Source organism: Mycobacterium sp. SMC-4 (genome assembly GCF_025263265.1).
GTDB lineage: Bacteria > Actinomycetota > Actinomycetes > Mycobacteriales > Mycobacteriaceae > Mycobacterium.
Window position 1 is genome coordinate 425,790 of sequence record NZ_CP079869.1, and the last position, 16,363, is coordinate 442,152.

General features: G+C 68.6%; 16 protein-coding genes. 9 read left to right on the forward strand and 7 right to left on the reverse strand.

The window, feature by feature from the left end; all coding sequences use genetic code 11:
- Window positions 1–33 precede the first annotated feature (33 nt).
- Genes KXD98_RS02025 through fbaA form a run of 5 tightly spaced genes read left to right on the forward strand, consistent with a single transcriptional unit; the run spans window position 34 to window position 6,088 of the window.
- Entirely contained in the window at window positions 34–1,167 is a 1,134-nt protein-coding gene (locus tag KXD98_RS02025; protein ID WP_260761634.1) for a glycoside hydrolase family 76 protein, read from the forward strand.
- Complete coding sequence (nhaA, locus tag KXD98_RS02030) at window positions 1,160–3,019, forward strand: Na+/H+ antiporter NhaA (RefSeq protein WP_260761635.1); 1,860 nt, start codon at window positions 1,160–1,162, stop codon at window positions 3,017–3,019. The genes KXD98_RS02025 and nhaA overlap by 8 nt, the downstream gene beginning before the upstream one ends.
- Window positions 3,020–3,044: 25 nt before the next feature.
- Window positions 3,045–3,959 (forward strand): DUF368 domain-containing protein, encoded by a 915-nt coding sequence (locus tag KXD98_RS02035; RefSeq protein ID WP_260761636.1) that lies wholly within the window; start codon window positions 3,045–3,047, stop codon window positions 3,957–3,959.
- A gap of 37 nt (window positions 3,960–3,996) precedes the next feature.
- The gene (locus KXD98_RS02040; RefSeq protein WP_260761637.1) at window positions 3,997–5,022 is read left to right on the forward strand and encodes an alcohol dehydrogenase catalytic domain-containing protein; all 1,026 of its coding nucleotides are present in this window, start codon (window positions 3,997–3,999) and stop codon (window positions 5,020–5,022) included.
- Window positions 5,023–5,050: 28 nt separating this feature from the next.
- Window positions 5,051–6,088 (forward strand): class II fructose-bisphosphate aldolase, encoded by a 1,038-nt coding sequence (gene fbaA / locus KXD98_RS02045; protein ID WP_260761638.1) that lies wholly within the window; start codon window positions 5,051–5,053, stop codon window positions 6,086–6,088.
- 33 nt (window positions 6,089–6,121) lie between these two features.
- On the opposite strand, the gene KXD98_RS02050 is transcribed toward fbaA, so the two are convergent.
- Window positions 6,122–6,907, reverse strand: coding sequence for a DUF4878 domain-containing protein (locus KXD98_RS02050; protein ID WP_260761639.1), 786 nt, complete (start codon window positions 6,905–6,907; stop codon window positions 6,122–6,124).
- 90 nt (window positions 6,908–6,997) lie between these two features.
- Between KXD98_RS02050 and KXD98_RS02055 the strand changes: the two genes are divergently transcribed.
- Window positions 6,998–7,414, forward strand: a complete 417-nt coding sequence (locus KXD98_RS02055; RefSeq protein WP_260761640.1) for a DUF3151 domain-containing protein — start codon at window positions 6,998–7,000, stop codon at window positions 7,412–7,414.
- A gap of 3 nt (window positions 7,415–7,417) precedes the next feature.
- Here the strand turns inward: KXD98_RS02055 and KXD98_RS02060 are convergent, their stop codons facing one another.
- The 3 genes from KXD98_RS02060 to KXD98_RS02070 are packed head-to-tail and all read right to left on the reverse strand — an operon-like array spanning window position 7,418 to window position 9,740.
- Window positions 7,418–8,311 (reverse strand): cation diffusion facilitator family transporter, encoded by an 894-nt coding sequence (locus KXD98_RS02060; protein ID WP_260761641.1) that lies wholly within the window; start codon window positions 8,309–8,311, stop codon window positions 7,418–7,420.
- Between the two features lie 41 nt (window positions 8,312–8,352).
- A complete protein-coding gene (locus KXD98_RS02065) occupies window positions 8,353–9,132 on the reverse strand; it encodes a site-2 protease family protein (protein WP_260761642.1) in 780 nt (259 codons plus the stop codon).
- On the reverse strand, window positions 9,129–9,740 hold the full coding sequence (locus KXD98_RS02070; protein WP_260761643.1) for a peptidase M50: 612 nt from the start codon (window positions 9,738–9,740) through the stop codon (window positions 9,129–9,131). The genes KXD98_RS02065 and KXD98_RS02070 overlap by 4 nt, the downstream gene beginning before the upstream one ends.
- Before the next feature lie 95 nt (window positions 9,741–9,835).
- Between KXD98_RS02070 and KXD98_RS02075 the strand changes: the two genes are divergently transcribed.
- From KXD98_RS02075 to KXD98_RS02085, 3 genes are read left to right on the forward strand one after another with little or no spacing between them, the layout of a single operon-like run.
- Window positions 9,836–11,131, forward strand: coding sequence for an adenylosuccinate synthase (locus tag KXD98_RS02075; RefSeq protein WP_260761644.1), 1,296 nt, complete (start codon window positions 9,836–9,838; stop codon window positions 11,129–11,131).
- On the forward strand, window positions 11,128–11,772 hold the full coding sequence (locus KXD98_RS02080; RefSeq protein WP_260761645.1) for a PaaI family thioesterase: 645 nt from the start codon (window positions 11,128–11,130) through the stop codon (window positions 11,770–11,772). Before KXD98_RS02075 ends, KXD98_RS02080 begins: the two co-directional genes overlap by 4 nt.
- A gap of 6 nt (window positions 11,773–11,778) precedes the next feature.
- Window positions 11,779–12,885, forward strand: a complete 1,107-nt coding sequence (locus KXD98_RS02085; protein WP_260761646.1) for a diguanylate cyclase — start codon at window positions 11,779–11,781, stop codon at window positions 12,883–12,885.
- Window positions 12,886–12,894: 9 nt separating this feature from the next.
- On the opposite strand, the gene KXD98_RS02090 is transcribed toward KXD98_RS02085, so the two are convergent.
- From KXD98_RS02090 to KXD98_RS02100, 3 genes are read right to left on the reverse strand one after another with little or no spacing between them, the layout of a single operon-like run.
- Window positions 12,895–13,086 (reverse strand): ferredoxin, encoded by a 192-nt coding sequence (locus KXD98_RS02090; RefSeq protein ID WP_260765505.1) that lies wholly within the window; start codon window positions 13,084–13,086, stop codon window positions 12,895–12,897.
- Window positions 13,087–13,129: 43 nt separating this feature from the next.
- Window positions 13,130–14,323 carry a cytochrome P450 gene (locus tag KXD98_RS02095; RefSeq protein ID WP_260761647.1) on the reverse strand — a complete coding sequence of 398 codons (1,194 nt, stop codon included), beginning with the start codon at window positions 14,321–14,323 and terminating at the stop codon, window positions 13,130–13,132.
- Entirely contained in the window at window positions 14,320–16,359 is a 2,040-nt protein-coding gene (locus KXD98_RS02100) for an MMPL family transporter (RefSeq protein ID WP_260761648.1), read from the reverse strand. The genes KXD98_RS02095 and KXD98_RS02100 overlap by 4 nt, the downstream gene beginning before the upstream one ends.
- Window positions 16,360–16,363 lie beyond the last annotated feature (4 nt).

Below are 16,363 nucleotides of genomic sequence, written 5' to 3' on the forward strand. Positions count from 1 at the left end.
CCGAATGGCTCCCGGTGAGGCAGGATCATCACCATGGATCAGATGTGGGCCAACCGCGCGGCCAGCGCCGAAGCGGCCATCACCCGGCGCCACCTGCGGCGGGTGTGGGGCTTGCCCGGGACCCAGCTCGGCGTGGTGGCGTGGCCGGCCACCGGCCGATACCGACGTTTCGGTACCTGGCACTACTGGTGGCAGGCCCACCTGCTGGACAACCTGGTCGACGCCCAGCTGCGCGACCCGAACCCGGAACGACTCAAGACGATCGTCCGCCAGATCCGCGGACACCGGATCCGCAACGTCGGCCGATGGGTCAACGACTACTACGACGACATGGCGTGGCTGGCACTGGCGCTGGAACGCAGCGCACGGCTGCTCGGGGTGCACCGCGACAAGGCACTCGAGACGTTGGCTGATCAGTTCGTCCGGTCCTGGGTGCCCGAGGACGGCGGCGGCATCCCGTGGCGCAAGCAGGATCAGTTCTTCAACGCTCCCGCCAATGGTCCAGCCGCGATCTTCCTGGCCCGCCACGGAGATCGGTTGCGGCGCGCGCAGCAGATGGCCGACTGGATCGATGAGACGCTGATCGACCCGGACACCAAACTGGTCTTCGACGGCATCAAGGGCGGCTCGTTGGTTCGCGCCCAGTACACCTATTGCCAGGGGGTGGTGCTCGGGCTGGAAACCGAACTGGCCGTGCGGACCTCCGACGAGCGACACCGCACCCGGGTGCACCGGCTGGTCGCGGCGGTCGCCGAACACATGGCCCCCGACGGGGTGATCCGCGGCGCCGGCGGCGGTGACGGCGGACTGTTCAACGGCATCCTGGCGCGCTATCTGGCCCTGGTGGCCACTGAGCTCCCCTCGACCGGCGCCGACGATGACCAGGCCCGCCAGACCGCGCGGTCGCTGGTGACGACGTCGGCGCGGGCTGCCTGGGACAACCGCCAGACCGTCGACGGCATGCCGCTGTTCGGTGCGTTCTGGGACCGCCTTGCCGAGGTACCGACGGCTTCGGCCTTAGCCGCCCGATCCGTGGACGGCGCGGTCAATTCCTCGGAGATCCCCGAGCGCGATCTGTCGGTGCAGCTGTCGGGCTGGATGCTCATGGAAGCGGCCCATACCGTCGCGGGCGATGAATCGGATCCCGTCGCGGGCGAGAGTGACTGAAGCGACGGCCTCGCGGGGCTTCCCGCTGCTGCCGTCCCGGCGCAATCGCGGCAGCAAGGCCACCAGAACCACCGACAACACCGCCGCAGCGCTACTGCTGGCCAGCACCCTCGTCGCCATCCTGTGGGCCAATTCGCCGTGGGCGCAGAGCTATTGGGCGCTGCTGGAGACCCACGTCAGCGTCGGGCTGGGCACCCACCATTTCGAGATGTCGGTCAAACATCTCGTAAACGACGCGCTGATGGCGTTCTTCTTCTTCATCGTCGGTTTGGAAGTGACCCGCGAGTTCACCATCGGAGAGCTGACCGACCGGTCCCGCGCGGCGGTGCCGGTGGTCGCCGCGGCCGCCGGGCTGGTGATCCCGGCAATGGTGTTCCTGGCGTTCAATCCGACCGGGGAGAACGCCCATGCCTGGGGTGTGGTGATCTCGACCGACACCGCATTCCTGATCGGCGCACTGGCCATCATCAAGCCGGTGTTCCCGGCCCGTGTTCGGCTGTTCCTGATCACCCTGGCAGTCGTCGACGATGTCGGCGCGCTGGCCGCCATCGCGGTGTTCTATTCCGACAACATCCAGGTCGGTCCGCTGGTGGTGGCGCTGCTGCTGCTGGTCGCCCTGGTGTCGGTGCGCACACTGCCCACGCTGCGTGGACCGGCCTATGCGGTGCTGGGTGTGGCGTTGTGGGTCGCGCTGTATCTGGCCGGGATCCACCCGACGCTGGCCGGTGTCGCGGTGGCGCTGTCGATTCCGGTCTTCACCCCGGAGCGACGCCCGGTCGAACGCGCCGTCGAACAGATCCGGGCGTTCCGCCAGTCGCCGAACTCGGACTATGCACGGGCGGCCAGCCGGTCCCTGCGCGAGTCGATCTCGATCAACGACCGGCTGCAGACCTCGGTCGGGCCGGTGGTGGCCTTCGCGATTCTCCCGTTGTTCGCTCTGGTCAACGCCGGTGTCCGGCTGGACGCCCACACCGTGCGGACAGCGTTCGGGTCGTCGCTGACGTGGGGCATCATCGCCGGGTTGGTGATCGGCAAGTTCGTCGGTATCACCGGTGCGACGTGGTTGATGCGGCGAAGCGGTCTGGGTGTGCTGGTGCCGGGGCTGTCGCTGCGCCGCATTGCCGGTGGTGCTGCGCTGTCGGGCATCGGTTTCACGATCTCGTTGTTCATCGTCGAGATCGCCATCGCCGATCCGCAACGTCAGGACCTGGCCCGAATCGGCGTGCTGGCCGCCTCGGTGCTGGCTTTCGGGCTGGGTTGGCTGATCTTCCGGATCACCGACCGGATCAGTCCCCCCGAGCCGGTCGGCCTCAAGCTCATCCGTCCCGTCGACCCCGAGCGCGACCACGTGCGCGGTCGTCCGGACGCGCCGCTGGTGCTGGTCGAGTACGGCGACTTCGAATGCCCGTTCTGCAGCCGGGTGACCGGGATGATCGACGAGGTGCGGGCGCACTTCGGGGACGACCTGCTCTACGTGTGGCGGCACTTCCCGCTGGAACGGGCCCATCCGCGGGCCTTCGACGCGGCGCGGGCGGTCGAGGCGGCCGCGCTGCAGGGCAGGTTCTGGGAGATGGCGCACGAGCTGTTCGACCACCAGGACGACCTGGAGTGGTCGGACATGTACCGCTACGCGGTCACGGTCGGCTGCGACATCGAACGCTTCGACCAGGACGTGCGGGTGCACTCCTCGAAGGTGCTGCACCGGGTCACCGACGACGCCGACGACGCCGAGGAGATGGACCTCAACGCCACCCCGACGCTGTTCGTCAACGGGGTGCGTCACCGCGGTCCGTGGGACGCCGCCAGTTTGATCCGCGCGCTCGAACAGAGCCGACACCGTGGTGATCGCTGACCTCGACAACCGCTAGCGTGATCGCGTGCTGAGAGTTGTCATCAACCTGGTCCGCGGCGGCCTCATGGGCGTCGCCGAAGTCATCCCCGGAGTGAGTGGCGGAACGGTTGCACTGATCGTCGGTGTCTACCAGACGCTGATCAACGCGATCGCCAATGTGGTGCTCTCGCTGCGGCAGCTCATCGGCCTCGGTACCGGAAAACCATCTGCGCGTGCCTCCGCCACCACCTTCCGGGCATTGCCCTGGCCGACCTTGATTCCGGTGGCGATCGGCATGGTGATCGCGCTGATTCTGGGAGCGCGGTTCATCGAGCCGCTGCTGGAGGAGTATCCGGTCCGGATGCGGGCGCTGTTCTTCGGACTCGTGCTCGCCGGTGTGTTCGTGCCCGCGCATATGGTGGTCCGCACGGCTGGGGGCGCATGGCGCGCCAAGGATCTCGCCGTCGGCGCACTCGCGGCGGTCTTTCTGTTCTGGCTCACCGGCGTGCCCCCGGCCAACATCGCCGACCCGGGTCCGATCGTGATCGTGCTGGCCGCCGCAGTGGCGATCTGTGCACTGGTGCTACCCGGGGTCTCCGGTTCGTTCCTGCTGCTGTCGATCGGCATGTACGAGACGACCATCGGTGCGGTCAACGAGCGCAACTTCGGCTACATCGCACTGTTCGGATTGGGTGCCGTTCTGGGTCTGGCCTCGTTCGTCACGCTGCTGAGGTGGCTGCTCGCGCACCGTGCCCGCATCACCTTGGTGGTCATCACCGGGCTGATGGTGGGATCTCTGCGGGCGCTGTGGCCGTGGCAGTCCGCCGACCGCGATCTGCTGGCGCCGTCCACCGACATCCCCATGGTGGTGCTGCTGTTCGTCGCCGGCATGCTGGCCGTCGTCGGGCTGATCGTTGTCGAGCGTCGGCTGGGGATTTCCGAGGAGCAAGGCAGCGATTGACCGGCACCGATCCGGCGCCGCCGATAGTGTCGGCGACATGGTGCAACGCTCGCGAACTCATCGTGCGGTCCAGCTGGCAGGGGCCGGCCAACCGCTGACCCTCGTCGACGTCGAGACCCCATCGCCGGCACCCGGGCAGGTGCGCCTCGACGTGGCGGCCTGCGGGGTCTGCGGAACCGATCGCGAGTTTCACGCCGACCATTTTCCGGGTTTGCAATGGCCGCTCACGCTCGGCCACGAGATCGCCGGAACGGTCGCCGAGGTCGGGGACGGTGTCGAGGACTTCGCTGCCGGGGATCGGGTGGCGGTCGGCTGGTTCGGCGGGAACTGCAACCGGTGCATCCCGTGTCGCAAGGGCTTCGTCATGCAGTGCAAGCGCATGGAGGTGCCGAGCTGGCACTACCCTGGGGGCTACGCGGAATCGGTGACGGTGCCGTGGACGGCGCTCGCGCGGGTGCCCGAGGGTCTGTCGTTCGTCGAGGCGGCGCCGATGGGGTGTGCGGGGGTGACGACGTTCAACGGCCTGCGCCAGACGCGCGCCAAGGCCGGCGACCTGGTCGCGATCCTCGGCATCGGCGGGCTCGGACATCTCGGGGTGCAGTGGTCGCGGGCGATGGGTTTCGAGACCGTCGCGATCGCGCGCGGCACGGGCAAGGCTGATGAGACCGAGGAGTTGGGCGCCCACCACTACATCGACTCGACCGCGCAGGACGTTGCGGCCGAACTGCAGAAGCTCGGCGGGGCCGTTGCGGTGCTGGCCACTGCCAACAATGCCGAGGCGATGGCCGCGACGGTCGGCGGGCTGGGTCCGGGCGGTGAGCTCGTCGTCGTCGGTGTCACCGCGGACAACCTGCCGGTCAGTCCGCTGGACCTGATCAACGCCGGTCTGTCGGTGACCGGGCATCCGTCGGGGACGTCGCGCGACGTGGAGGAGACCATGCGCTTCGCGGTGCAGAGTGGGGTCCGTGCGCAGATCGAGGAGATGCCGCTGGCCCAGGCCGCCGAGGCGTACGCCGCGATGGACGAGGGACGGGCTCGCTACCGGATGGTGCTGACCGTGTGATGCGGCCGTTTTCCTGAGATACTGCGGTATGCCGATTGCCACGCCCGAGGTCTACGCCGAGATGCTGAGCCGTGCCAAGGAGCACGGGTTCGCCTTCCCGGCCATCAACTGTGTCGGTTCGGAGTCGGTGAACGCCGCGATCAAGGGTTTTGCCGACGCCGGTTCGGACGGCATCATCCAATTTTCCACCGGCGGAGCGGAATTCGCGTCCGGCCTGGGTGTCAAGGAGATGGTGACTGGCGCAGTCGCGCTGGCCGAGTTCACTCACGTCATCGCTGAGAAGTATCCGATCACGGTGGCGCTGCACACCGATCACTGCCCCAAGGACAAGCTCGACAGCTATGTCCGTCCGTTGCTGGCGGTGTCTGCCGAGCGGGTTGCCGGGGGGCGCAATCCGCTGTTCCAATCGCACATGTGGGACGGCTCTGCGGTTCCGATCGATGAAAACCTCACCATTGCAAGGGAATTGCTGACCCTGGCCGTCGAGGCCAAGATCGTCCTCGAGGTCGAGATCGGTGTGGTCGGCGGGGAAGAGGACGGCGTGGAGGCCGAGATCGACGACAAGCTCTACACCACGCCGGAGGATTTCGAGAAGACCATCGACGCGCTCGGCGCCGGTGAGCACGGTAAGTATCTGCTGGCGGCGACGTTCGGCAACGTGCACGGGGTCTACAAGCCGGGCAATGTGGTGTTGCGGCCCGAGGTGCTGGCCGAGGGGCAGCAGGTCGCAGCCGCCAAGCTGGGGTTGTCACCGGATGCCAAGCCGTTCGATTTCGTCTTCCACGGCGGGTCGGGCTCGTTGAAGTCCGAGATCGAGGATTCGCTGCGCTACGGGGTGGTGAAGATGAACGTCGACACCGACACCCAGTACGCGTTCAGCCGTCCGATCGCCGGTCACATGTTCAGTAACTACGACGGCGTCCTCAAGGTCGACGGCGAGGTGGGCAACAAGAAGGCCTATGACCCGCGCAGCTACCTGAAGAAGGCCGAGGCCTCGATGAGCGAGCGGGTGGTCGAGGCATGCCGGGATCTGCACAGCGCGGGCCGGAGTGTGACGGCCGGCTGAGCCGGCCAATGCGATCGAGCCGGCTGAGGCCCGCTAATTGGTCTGGCAGACCTTCCACTGGTCGTCGCGGAACTGCAGGTCGAAGCTGCGGGTCGAGCGCGTCTGAGGGTCGTAGGCCATGAACGTGGTGACATTGGCCTCGGCGTGGTCGCCGTTGACGACGATCTGGTCGATGCTGGCCACCACCGGGTACTGCTTGGCGGCGGCGACCCGGCCGTGGATGTCGGCCCACCGCCTGTCGTCGTAGTTGACGTAGGTGTCGCGCTTGGAGCCGCAGGTGATGCTGCGCAGTTGGGCCAGATCACCGTTCTGTACCGCGGTGTCGAAGTTCTGGATCGTGGTGCGGACCTGCTCCTCCTGGGACACCCCCGACACCCCGCCGCGCGTCAACAGGATGGTGCCCAGGATCGCGATGGCGGCCAGCGCCGCGATGATCACCACGATGGCCACCACCCAGCCCCAGTGCCGCCTTTCCCTGGGCGGCTTGGGCGCATCGCCACGTGGTGGAATCATTTGTGGACCAGTCGCTTTGGCGCTGGCGAACACCTCGGTGGCCGGTTCGTTGGGCCGGTTGATGATCTGGGTCGAGCCGGCGTCGAAGCCCGACGGCGCGGTGTAGCGGCGCTCGCCGGGGTCCACCGGTTGGCCTGATCCGGGCGCTTGCTGCGGGCTGATGATCTCGGTGGCGGGCTCGTGGTCGGGATCGGGTTCGCCCAGCACCTCGGTTTCGGCGTCGGACTCGGCACCGCCGGGCGACTCGGGCGGTGAATCCTCGTCGGCGGGCTTGTCCGGATCTTCCGGCCCTGTGGGGTTCGACATCGGTGTGGCGGTCCTCCCTTGCGGTGCTACGGCCGAAGCTTAGCGATCCAGGGTGACGATCGCCCACGGCCGCACGGCACAATGAAACCCATGACTCGGATGGGTGACCTCCTCGGACCCGAACCAGTGTTGCTGCCCGGCGATCCCGATGCCGAGGCCCGGCTCACCGCGGCCGAGGACCCGACCTCGGTGGCAGCCGCACACCCGACGGCGTCGATCGCGTGGGCTGTTCTCGCCGAGCGGGCCCTCGACGACGATCAAACCATCACTGCCTACGCCTACGCCCGCACCGGCTATCACCGCGGCCTGGACCAACTGCGCCGCAACGGGTGGAAGGGTTTCGGTCCGGTGCCCTTCGGTCACGAGCCCAATCGCGGGTTCCTGCGTTGCGTCGCGGCGTTGGCGCGGGCCGCCGACTCGATCGGCGAGTCCGACGAGTATCAGCGCTGCCTGGATCTGCTCGACGACTGCGACCCGGCCGCGCGCGGCGCTCTCGGTCTGTCCTGACCGTCACCGCTGCGTCTGGCACGCACAGTCTGCTGCCGCGTCGGGCGGCTCGACCTGCACGGTGGAGTGTTCCAACCCGCGCGAGCTGAGCACGGCGCGGGCGTCGTCGAGCACCCGCGCCGAGTCCCGCCTGCTGGTCAGGTGCGCGGTGACCATGTCCTTGCCCGGAACCAGCGTCCACACATGCAGATCGTGCACCTCGGTGACGCCGTCGACGGCGGCCAGCGCCCTGCGCAGTTCCTCGACGTCGATATGGCTCGGGGAGCTTTCCGACAGGATCCGCAGCGCGGCCCGGGCCAGCGAGATGGCGCGGGGTAACACCCACAGCGCCACGAAGACCGCCACCACGATGTCGGCGTAGGGCCATCCGGTGGTGACGGTGACGATGCCGGCGATCAGCACCCCGACACTGCCTACGGTGTCGGCCAGCACCTCCATGTAGGCGCCTTTGACCGCCAGGCTCTGCCGGGAGTGTGACCGCAACAGCATCACGACGACGAGGTTGGCGGCCAGCCCCGCCAGCGCGACGACGATCAAGGGCACGCCCGGCACCTCGGGCGCGTCACCCAGGCGTTCGAGGGCCTCGTAGAGGATGAACGTCGCCACGCCCAGCAGCAGCACCGCGTTGGCCACCGCGGTGAACACTTCGGCGCGGTGCCAGCCATAGGTGCGTGCCGGTGAGGTGCTGCCGCGACGGGCCAGCAGCACCGCGGTCAGTCCCATGAACATCGCGACCAGGTCGGTGAGCATGTGCCCGGCATCGGCCAGCAGGGCGATCGAGTTGATCGACAGCGCCGTGATCAGCTCGACCAGGAAAAACACGGTCAAGATGGCGGCGGCCAGGATCATCCGGGAGACCCGGGCATCGGTGTGACCGTGATCGTGTCCCGCACCCATGCGGATCAATATATGCGCATTACCGCATATGTGACAAGCGGCTACAGCCACGCCGCCCAGAAGCGCGTCAACCGCCCGCCGAGCGACGACAGCGCGGACGGCACTCCCGACAGCTCGAACACCCAGTACACGGCGCCGAAGAACCACTGGTTCAGCGGCGGGGTGAGCAGCACGACCAGCAGGACCAGGAAGCCCCACTGACTGACCGGTGCCACTGCGCGCCGGGTCGCGTCGCTCAGATGCGGCTCGAGTGCGCCGTAACCGTCCAGTCCCGGGATCGGCAGCAGGTTCAGCAGCAGGGCCGTCACCTGAAGGAACGCCAGAAACGCCAGCCCGGCCCAGAACACTGCGCGGGCAGGGTCGAACAGCACACGGGTCACCACCAGCAGCACCACGGCCAACACCAGGTTCATCGCCGGGCCCGCCAGGCTGACCACGGTCCGCTGCCGGCGCGTCATCGCCGAGGTCTGCAGATAGACCGCGCCGCCGGGCAGGCCGATCCCACCCAGCGCGATGAACAGCACCGGCAGGCCCAGCGACAGCAGCGGATGGGAGTACTTGCGTGGATTGAGCGTCAGATAACCCCGCCCGGCCACCCCGTGATCCCCGAACCGCCATGCGGTGTAGGCGTGACCGAACTCGTGCAGGCACAGCGACACCAGCCAGCCGCCCAGCACCAGGACGAACACCCCGACGTAGGCCATCGGCTGCACCCGCTCGGCCGCCAGCCACGCCAGCACCCCACCGGCGACCGTGGTGGCCACCAGAAACCAGAACCACACGCTCGGCCGCACGGACTGGCGCAGCGGGCCCATGCTCACGGTGGCCCGAACCTGCCCGTTGGTACCCGGGCCCAGCCCTCGGTGTGGCGGTAGAACGTCGAGCGCCGGACCTCCCGGGGGCCCGGCTGCCCGTCGCGGATCACCCGCGCACCGGTGGTGCCGAGCTGGGCGGCCCGCCCGGCCACCCACCGCGTCGGGCGCAGCCGGCCCCGCCACACCGTTGCGCGCAGCCCGGGCAGCGACGCGGTCGGTTCCACCCGGACCGCACCGGTGCGGCCGTCGAACAACCGCTCGTCATCGACGACTGCCTCACCCTCGATGGTGGTCCGGCCTTCCGGCGGCACCCAATAGGCCGCGCCGACGATGACCGCGCCGGTCTCGTCGCGGATCAGCGGGGTCCGCATCGCGGCAGCCCGGCGCGCCCGACGGGCCTGCCACCACCGCCGCACGTGGGCCACTTCGACGTCGAGGCGGTCGGTGCGCAGCAGGTGTTTCAACACCGCGGCGAGGTCGGCATTCGAACCGACGACGAGCACGCGCCGGCACGCCACAGCGTCCTCGACGCGGTCCAGGACGGGTAGTTCGCGAATCGCCCGCGGGACCCGTCGGCCCGCGCCACGGCACACCGCAATGGGGTAGGAGTCCACGCTGCTCCTTGGCAGGACCGGGATCAGATAAGGTAGCTCACCGGCTGCACACATTATCGAGGGCGGAATGCTCGGAAGACAGCGGGAGACGACGCATGCCGGCAATCGTCCTCATCGGCGCCCAGTGGGGTGACGAGGGCAAAGGAAAAGCCACCGATCTGCTCGGTGGTCGCGTCCAGTGGGTTGTCCGCTACCAGGGGGGCAACAACGCGGGGCACACCGTGGTGCTGCCCACCGGCGAGAACTTCGCCCTGCACCTGATCCCGTCGGGCATCCTTACCCCCGGGGTCACCAACGTGATCGGCAACGGTGTGGTCGTCGACCCGGCCGTGCTGCTGACCGAGCTGCGCGGCCTCGAGCAGCGCAACGTCGACACCGAGCGGCTGTTGATCTCGGCCGACGCGCACCTGCTGATGCCATACCACGTCGCGATCGACAAGGTGGTGGAGCGCTATGCCGGCAGCAAGAAGATCGGCACCACCGGCCGCGGCATCGGTCCGTGCTACCAGGACAAGATCGCCCGGCAGGGCATCCGGGTCGCCGACGTACGGGACCCGAAGATTCTGGCCGAGAAGATTCAGGGCGCACTGGAATTCAAAAATCAGGTGCTGGTCAAGATCTACAACCGCAAGGCGCTCGACCCCGCCGAGGTGGTCGACAATCTGCTGGCCCAGGCCGAAGGTTTCAAGCACCGCATCGCCGATGCCCGGCTGCTGCTCAACACCGCGCTGGACAACGGTGAGACGGTGCTGCTGGAAGGTTCGCAGGGCACGCTGCTCGACGTCGACCACGGCACGTATCCGTTTGTCACGTCGTCGAATCCGACCGCCGGGGGCGCTTCGGTCGGTTCCGGCATCGGCCCCACCCGCATCACCACGGTGCTGGGAATCCTCAAGGCCTACACCACTCGGGTGGGCTCCGGTCCGTTCCCCACCGAGCTGTTCGACGAACACGGCGAGTACCTGGCCAAGACCGGTGGAGAGGTCGGTGTCACCACCGGCCGGGCCCGCCGCTGCGGATGGTTCGACGCCGTCATCGCGCGCTACGCCACCCGGGTCAACGGGATCACCGATTACTTCCTGACCAAGCTCGACGTGCTGTCGAGCCTGCAGACCGTGCCGATCTGTGTCGGTTACACCGTCGACGGCAAACGCACCGACGAGATGCCGATGACACAGAGCGACATCGCGCTCGCCGAGCCGATCTACGAGGAGATGCCCGGCTGGTGGGAGGACATCTCCGGCGCCCGGGAGTTCGAGGACCTGCCGGCGAAGGCCCGTGACTACGTGCTGCGCCTGGAAGAGCTTGCCGGAGCGTATATCTCGTGCATCGGTGTCGGACCTGGCCGGGACCAGACCATCGTGCGCCGAGACGTGCTGGAGGCGCGGTGACCGATTACGGACTCGATCCACGCCGCGCCGACCCGGACTACGACCGCCACGGCGGATTCCCGCTCTTCGAGCCGGCCGACCCCGGCCCGGGTTTCGGCCGGTTCCTGACCGCGATGCGGCGCGCGCAGGATCTGGCGGTCTCGGCCAACCCCGATCAGCAGAGCTGGGAGCAGGCTGCAGATCTGGCCGAACAACTGGTCGCGCTGCTGGCACCGCACGAGGCCGGTGAAGGCGTCGGCCCGGCCAACCGGGTACCGGCGCTGCCGGGTGCCGGCAGCCTGCTGATGCCGCCGTACCGGGTGACCACGTTCGAGTCCGACGGCGTCGAACTGGAGGTCGAGTTCAGCCGATTCTCGGTGGGCGGTAACAACGCCGTCCACGGCGGAGTGCTCCCGCTGCTGTTCGACTCGGTCTTCGGCATGGTCATTCATGCCACCGGCCGTCCGATCAGCCGCACCGCCTTCCTGCACGTGGACTACCGCAAGGTGACCCCGATCGACACCGTGCTGACCGCCCGAGGCTGGGTGCGTGAGGCGCAGGGGCGTAAGGCGTTCGTCAACGCCGAACTGCGTCATCCCGACGGGAGTCTGCTCGCCGAGGCCAACGGCCTGATGATCCGCTTACTGCCCGGCCAACCGTGAACGCCGATGGAAAAAGGGCTTGGCGAATTCTTTCGGAGCTGGTGGCGCCAGCCGTTTGACTTCGACTGGACCATCCGGCATTTGCGGGCGCGCGGAATGCTGCGGATCCACCAGGTCTTCATCGGATGCTTCGCGCTGCTCTACGGCCTCACCGCGACGCTGACGGTGCAGGGCGGGCTGGTCGACGGTGGCCCGCCCGGCGGCCGGATCATCGTGATGGTCATCGCGGTGAGTTCGACGGTACTCGGCGTGATCTGGATCGTCGGACCGTGGCCGACCGAGCGGCAGTCCGCGGCGTTCGTCATCTACGCCGACTTCGCCGTGGTGGCCGTGATCGCCTGCTGTGCCGATGCATTCGTTGCGATGCCGGGGTTGGCGCTGCTGGCGGCCAACGGCATCTACATGGTCATTGCACACGGTCCCCGCGCGATGCTGGCGCACCTGCTGTTCACCATCGTGGCGTTCGCGTACTTCTACGGCCTGGCGCTCTACCAGGGGACCGCGTCGGCGACGGTCACCACCGTGCGACTGTTGGTGTTGATGCCGACGGTCGTCGGCATGCCGGTGATCGTGCAGTCCTATCTGCTGGCGTTGCGGATAGGCGCGATGGACGCGTTGCACGATCCGCTGACGCGGCTGTACAACCGGCGCGGATTCGACGTCGACGTGGCAGAACTGGTGCCGACCGGTAGCGGCCGGATCGGCGTGCTGGCCATCGACGTCGACAAGTTCAAGGCGATCAACGACGGGTACGGCCACGATGCCGGCGACCGGGTGCTGGTGGCGGTCGCCGACGCGGCGCGCGATGCGGTGTCGCGGCTCGGCGTGCGGTCGGTGACCGCACGCACCGGTGGTGAGGAGTTCGTGATCGTGGCCGACGCTGCGCCGGCCACGATGCGCCAGCTGGCCGAGCTGATGCATCAGGAGCTCTCCGGCATCGACGCGGCCATGGTCCCCACGGTCAGCATCGGGGTCGCCACGATGCGCCTGGACGGTCATGACGTGCGCGAGGCAGTGCGTGCCCTGGTCGAGCGGGCCGATCAGGCGATGTATCGGGCCAAGAACGCCGGCGGCGATCAGACGGTGGTCGCCGAGCCGCTCAGTCCCGACTGAGCGTGCCGTTCAGTCCTCGAAGCGCAGCGCGTTGGCCGGGCACAGGTTGATGGCGTCGCGCGCGTGCTCGATCGACTCACCGGTCACCTCTTCGGTGAGTACGACGACGATGCCCTCGTCGTCTTGGTCGAACACCTCGCCGGCGACCATCACGCAGTTGCCGGCCTGGATGCAGAATTCGCGCTCGGCGGCCACTTTCATGTGTTGCTCAGAAGTCATCTCATCCCTACTGCGCAGTCATCGGTCACCAGGTGACCCTCAACGATGCCAGACCGTAGATGAAATGGAAGCCGCGGAACGGCACATCGTCGAAGTCTTCGGCCAGTGCCAGCGCCGGGAACCGCCGCAGCAACGCCGGGAAGGCGGTCTGCATCTCCATCCGTGCGAGCGGCGCGCCCAGGCAGTGGTGCACACCGTGACCGAAACCGACGTGGCCGAGGGCGGCGCCGCGGCTGATGTCGAACACGTCCGCGCGCTCGACGAAGGCGTCGTCCCGGTTGGCTGCCGGCAGCGAGGCGAACACCAGCGACCCGGCGGGGATCTCGACGCCGGCGAGCTCGACGTCGCCGGTCGTCAGCCGCGGTATCGCCGTGTGCACGATCGACAGCCAGCGCATCAGCTCCTCGATCGCCGGTGCCACCGCGTCGGGGTCGTCGCGGACGGCGGCGAGCTGATCGGGGTGGCGCAACAGGGTCAGCGTTCCCAGCGCCAGCATGTTCGACGTCGTCTCGTGTCCGGCCAGCAGCAGCAGGCCGGCGATCCCGATCAGCTCGTCGTCGGTGAGGTCGTCGCCGTGCTCTCGGATGAGCATGCCGAGGATGTCGTCCTGGGGCTCCGACCGGGCCGCGGCGACCAGCCTGCCCATGTACTCGCGGCCCTCGCGCTGCAGTTCCAGGCGTTCCGGGATCGGGATCGACAGGTCGAGCTGGCGGGCGCTGCGTCGCTGGAAGTCGTCGCGGTCGGCGTAGGGCACCCCGAGCAGTTCGCAGATCACCAGCGACGGGATGGGCAGGGCGAAGTGCTCGACCAGATCGGCGGGAGCGCCCGCGGCGGCCATCGTGTCGAGGGCGCCCTCGACGATCTCGACGATGCGCGGCTGCAGCCGCTTCATCCGCCGGAAGGTGAACTCGCTGGTGAGCATGCGGCGTAGCCGCTGGTGCTCGGGCGGGTCGAGCGCGAGCAGGTTGCCGGCGCGGGCGCGGGTCAGCTCGTCCTGGTCGATTCCCACCCCGGGGGCCGCCGGTCGGCGGTTGGAGAAGCGGTGGTGATCGGAGAGCACGGTCTTGACGTCGTCATAACGCGTCACCAGATAGGCCTGCATACCGAACGCGCCGGTCACCGTCGTGACCCCGGCATCGCGCCGCGCGTCGCGCAGCTCGGGCACCGGTTCCAGACCGGCCCTGCGCATGTGCAGCGGCGGCGGCGGTGTCCCGGTCATGCATCGACGTTACGGTCTGCTCGCAGAGCAGGCCACCAGACCTTCGGGCCGATGAGGGTGAACAGCGCGGGGATGATCACCGTGCGGACGACGAAGGTGTCCAGCAGGATGCCGAGGCCGACGATGATCCCGATCTGGGTCAGCACGATCAGCGGCAACACCCCGAGCACGCAGAACACCGAGGCCAGCACGATTCCGGCGCTGGTGATGACGGCTCCGGTGGCTGATACCGCGCGCACGATGCCGTCGCGGGTGCCGTGGGCAGGGGTCTCCTCGCGCGCCCGGGTGACCAGGAAGATCGTGTAGTCCACGCCCAGGGCGACCAGGAACAGGAACGCGAACAGCGGGGCGGTGACGTCCAGCGCGGGGAACCCGAACACGTGCACGCTGGCCCAGCCGCCCACCCCGAGCGCGGCCAGCGCACTGAGCACGGTGGTCGAGACCAGGATCAGCGGCGCCAGCGCCGAGCGCAGCAGCACATAGAGCACTGCGAGCACGACGATCAGGATCGCCGGTACCACCACGGCCCGGTCGTGGGCTGCCGCGGCGGCTGCGTCGCGCGCCTGGGCGTCCGAACCGCCGACCAGTGCGCGTTCATCGGCGGCGTGCACGTTGTCGCGCAGCGCGTCGATGGTCTCGAACGCCTCGTCGGAAGCCGGCTCGGCGGCCAGCACCACCGACCACTGGGTCAACCCGTCCGGCGAGGTACCGGCGGGGTCGGCTGAGACCACACCCTGGGTCTCGGAGATGGCCCGTTGCACCTGTGCGCTGCGGTCGGTCGCGGCGATCACCCGGGCCGGATCGGTCACCCCGCTGGGGAAATGAGCGGCCAGCCGGTCATATCCGTTGACCGACTCGGCCTCGACGCGGAACTGTTCGGTCTGGGACAACCCGACCGGGGTCGCGAACAACCCGGTGCACAGCACGGCCAGTGCGCCGATGGCCACCGTCGACACGACACCGGGGCGTCGGGCCACCCCGGCCGCAATCCGGTGCCAGATGCCGGTGTCGGTCAGCGCCCGGTCCCCGACCCGGGGAATGAAGGGCCAGAACAACTTCCGGCCGAACACTCCGAGCAGAGGCGGCAGTACCAGCAGCACGAATGCGGCTGCGACCAGCAGGCCGGATGCGGCCTGTACTCCCAGGCTGCGGGTGCTCGGCGAGGTTGCCAGCAGCAGCGTCAGCAGGGCCAGCACCACGGTGGCGTTGCTGGCGAGGATGGCCGGACCGGCACGGCGCACCGCGGTGTCCAGCGCCTGCCAGTGCGAGTCCGTGCGGGCCAACTCTTCCCGGTAGCGCGAGATCAGCAGGAGCGCGTAGTTCGTTCCGGCCCCGAAAACCAGCACGCTGGTGATGCCCGCCGTCGACCCGTCGGGGGTCATGCCGAACAGTTCGGCCACGGCGGTGCCCAACACGGAGCCGACCCGGTCGGCGAAACCGATCACCAGGAGCGGCGCCAGCCACAGCACCGGTGAGCGGTAGGTGACGATCAGCAGCAGCGCCACCACGGTCGCGGTGACCGCGAGCAACGTGACGTTGGCGCCGGAGAACGAGTTCGCGATGTCGGCACCGAAGGCCGGTCCACCGGTGATCTCGGCACGCAGATCGCCGGGCAGCCCGTCGTCGGCCGCGCCGCGCAACTCCTCGACCTTGTCGGTCAGCTCGAAGCCGGACAGTTCGGTACTCAGCGCGACGGTGACGACCGCGGCCGCGCCGTCATCAGAGACCAGCGCCGGCGGGCCAACCGGTGGCGCCGTGCCGGCGGCGGCCAGCAGTCGCTGGCGCGCGTCGTCGACCGCGGCGCGGTCCTGCGGGGTCAGCACCGATCCGTCCGCGCGGGTGACGACCAGGATCGCGGGTACCCGGTCTCCGCCGGGGAACCCGGCGCGGGCAGCCTCGGCGCGCGCGGATTCGGCGTCGGCGGGAACCGCGACCGGGGACTGTTGTCCGGAGTCGCTACTGCCGACCAGGCCCATCAGGGCACCCGACAGCGCCACGATGACCAACGCAAGCATCCAGGAGAAGCGTCGCGACATGCCT

Coding starts and splice junctions, on each gene's coding strand:
- KXD98_RS02050 (WP_260761639.1), bottom strand. CDS start 6,907: ATGTCGAACCCCACAGGGCCGGAAGATCCGGACAAGCCCGCCGACGAG.
- KXD98_RS02100 (WP_260761648.1), bottom strand. CDS start 16,359: ATGTCGCGACGCTTCTCCTGGATGCTTGCGTTGGTCATCGTGGCGCTG.
- KXD98_RS02075 (WP_260761644.1), top strand. CDS start 9,836: ATGCCGGCAATCGTCCTCATCGGCGCCCAGTGGGGTGACGAGGGCAAA.
- KXD98_RS02025 (WP_260761634.1), top strand. CDS start 34: ATGGATCAGATGTGGGCCAACCGCGCGGCCAGCGCCGAAGCGGCCATC.
- KXD98_RS02095 (WP_260761647.1), bottom strand. CDS start 14,323: ATGACCGGGACACCGCCGCCGCCGCTGCACATGCGCAGGGCCGGTCTG.
- KXD98_RS02040 (WP_260761637.1), top strand. CDS start 3,997: ATGGTGCAACGCTCGCGAACTCATCGTGCGGTCCAGCTGGCAGGGGCC.
- fbaA (WP_260761638.1), top strand. CDS start 5,051: ATGCCGATTGCCACGCCCGAGGTCTACGCCGAGATGCTGAGCCGTGCC.
- KXD98_RS02085 (WP_260761646.1), top strand. CDS start 11,779: ATGGAAAAAGGGCTTGGCGAATTCTTTCGGAGCTGGTGGCGCCAGCCG.
- KXD98_RS02055 (WP_260761640.1), top strand. CDS start 6,998: ATGACTCGGATGGGTGACCTCCTCGGACCCGAACCAGTGTTGCTGCCC.
- KXD98_RS02060 (WP_260761641.1), bottom strand. CDS start 8,311: ATGGGTGCGGGACACGATCACGGTCACACCGATGCCCGGGTCTCCCGG.
- KXD98_RS02090 (WP_260765505.1), bottom strand. CDS start 13,086: ATGAAAGTGGCCGCCGAGCGCGAATTCTGCATCCAGGCCGGCAACTGC.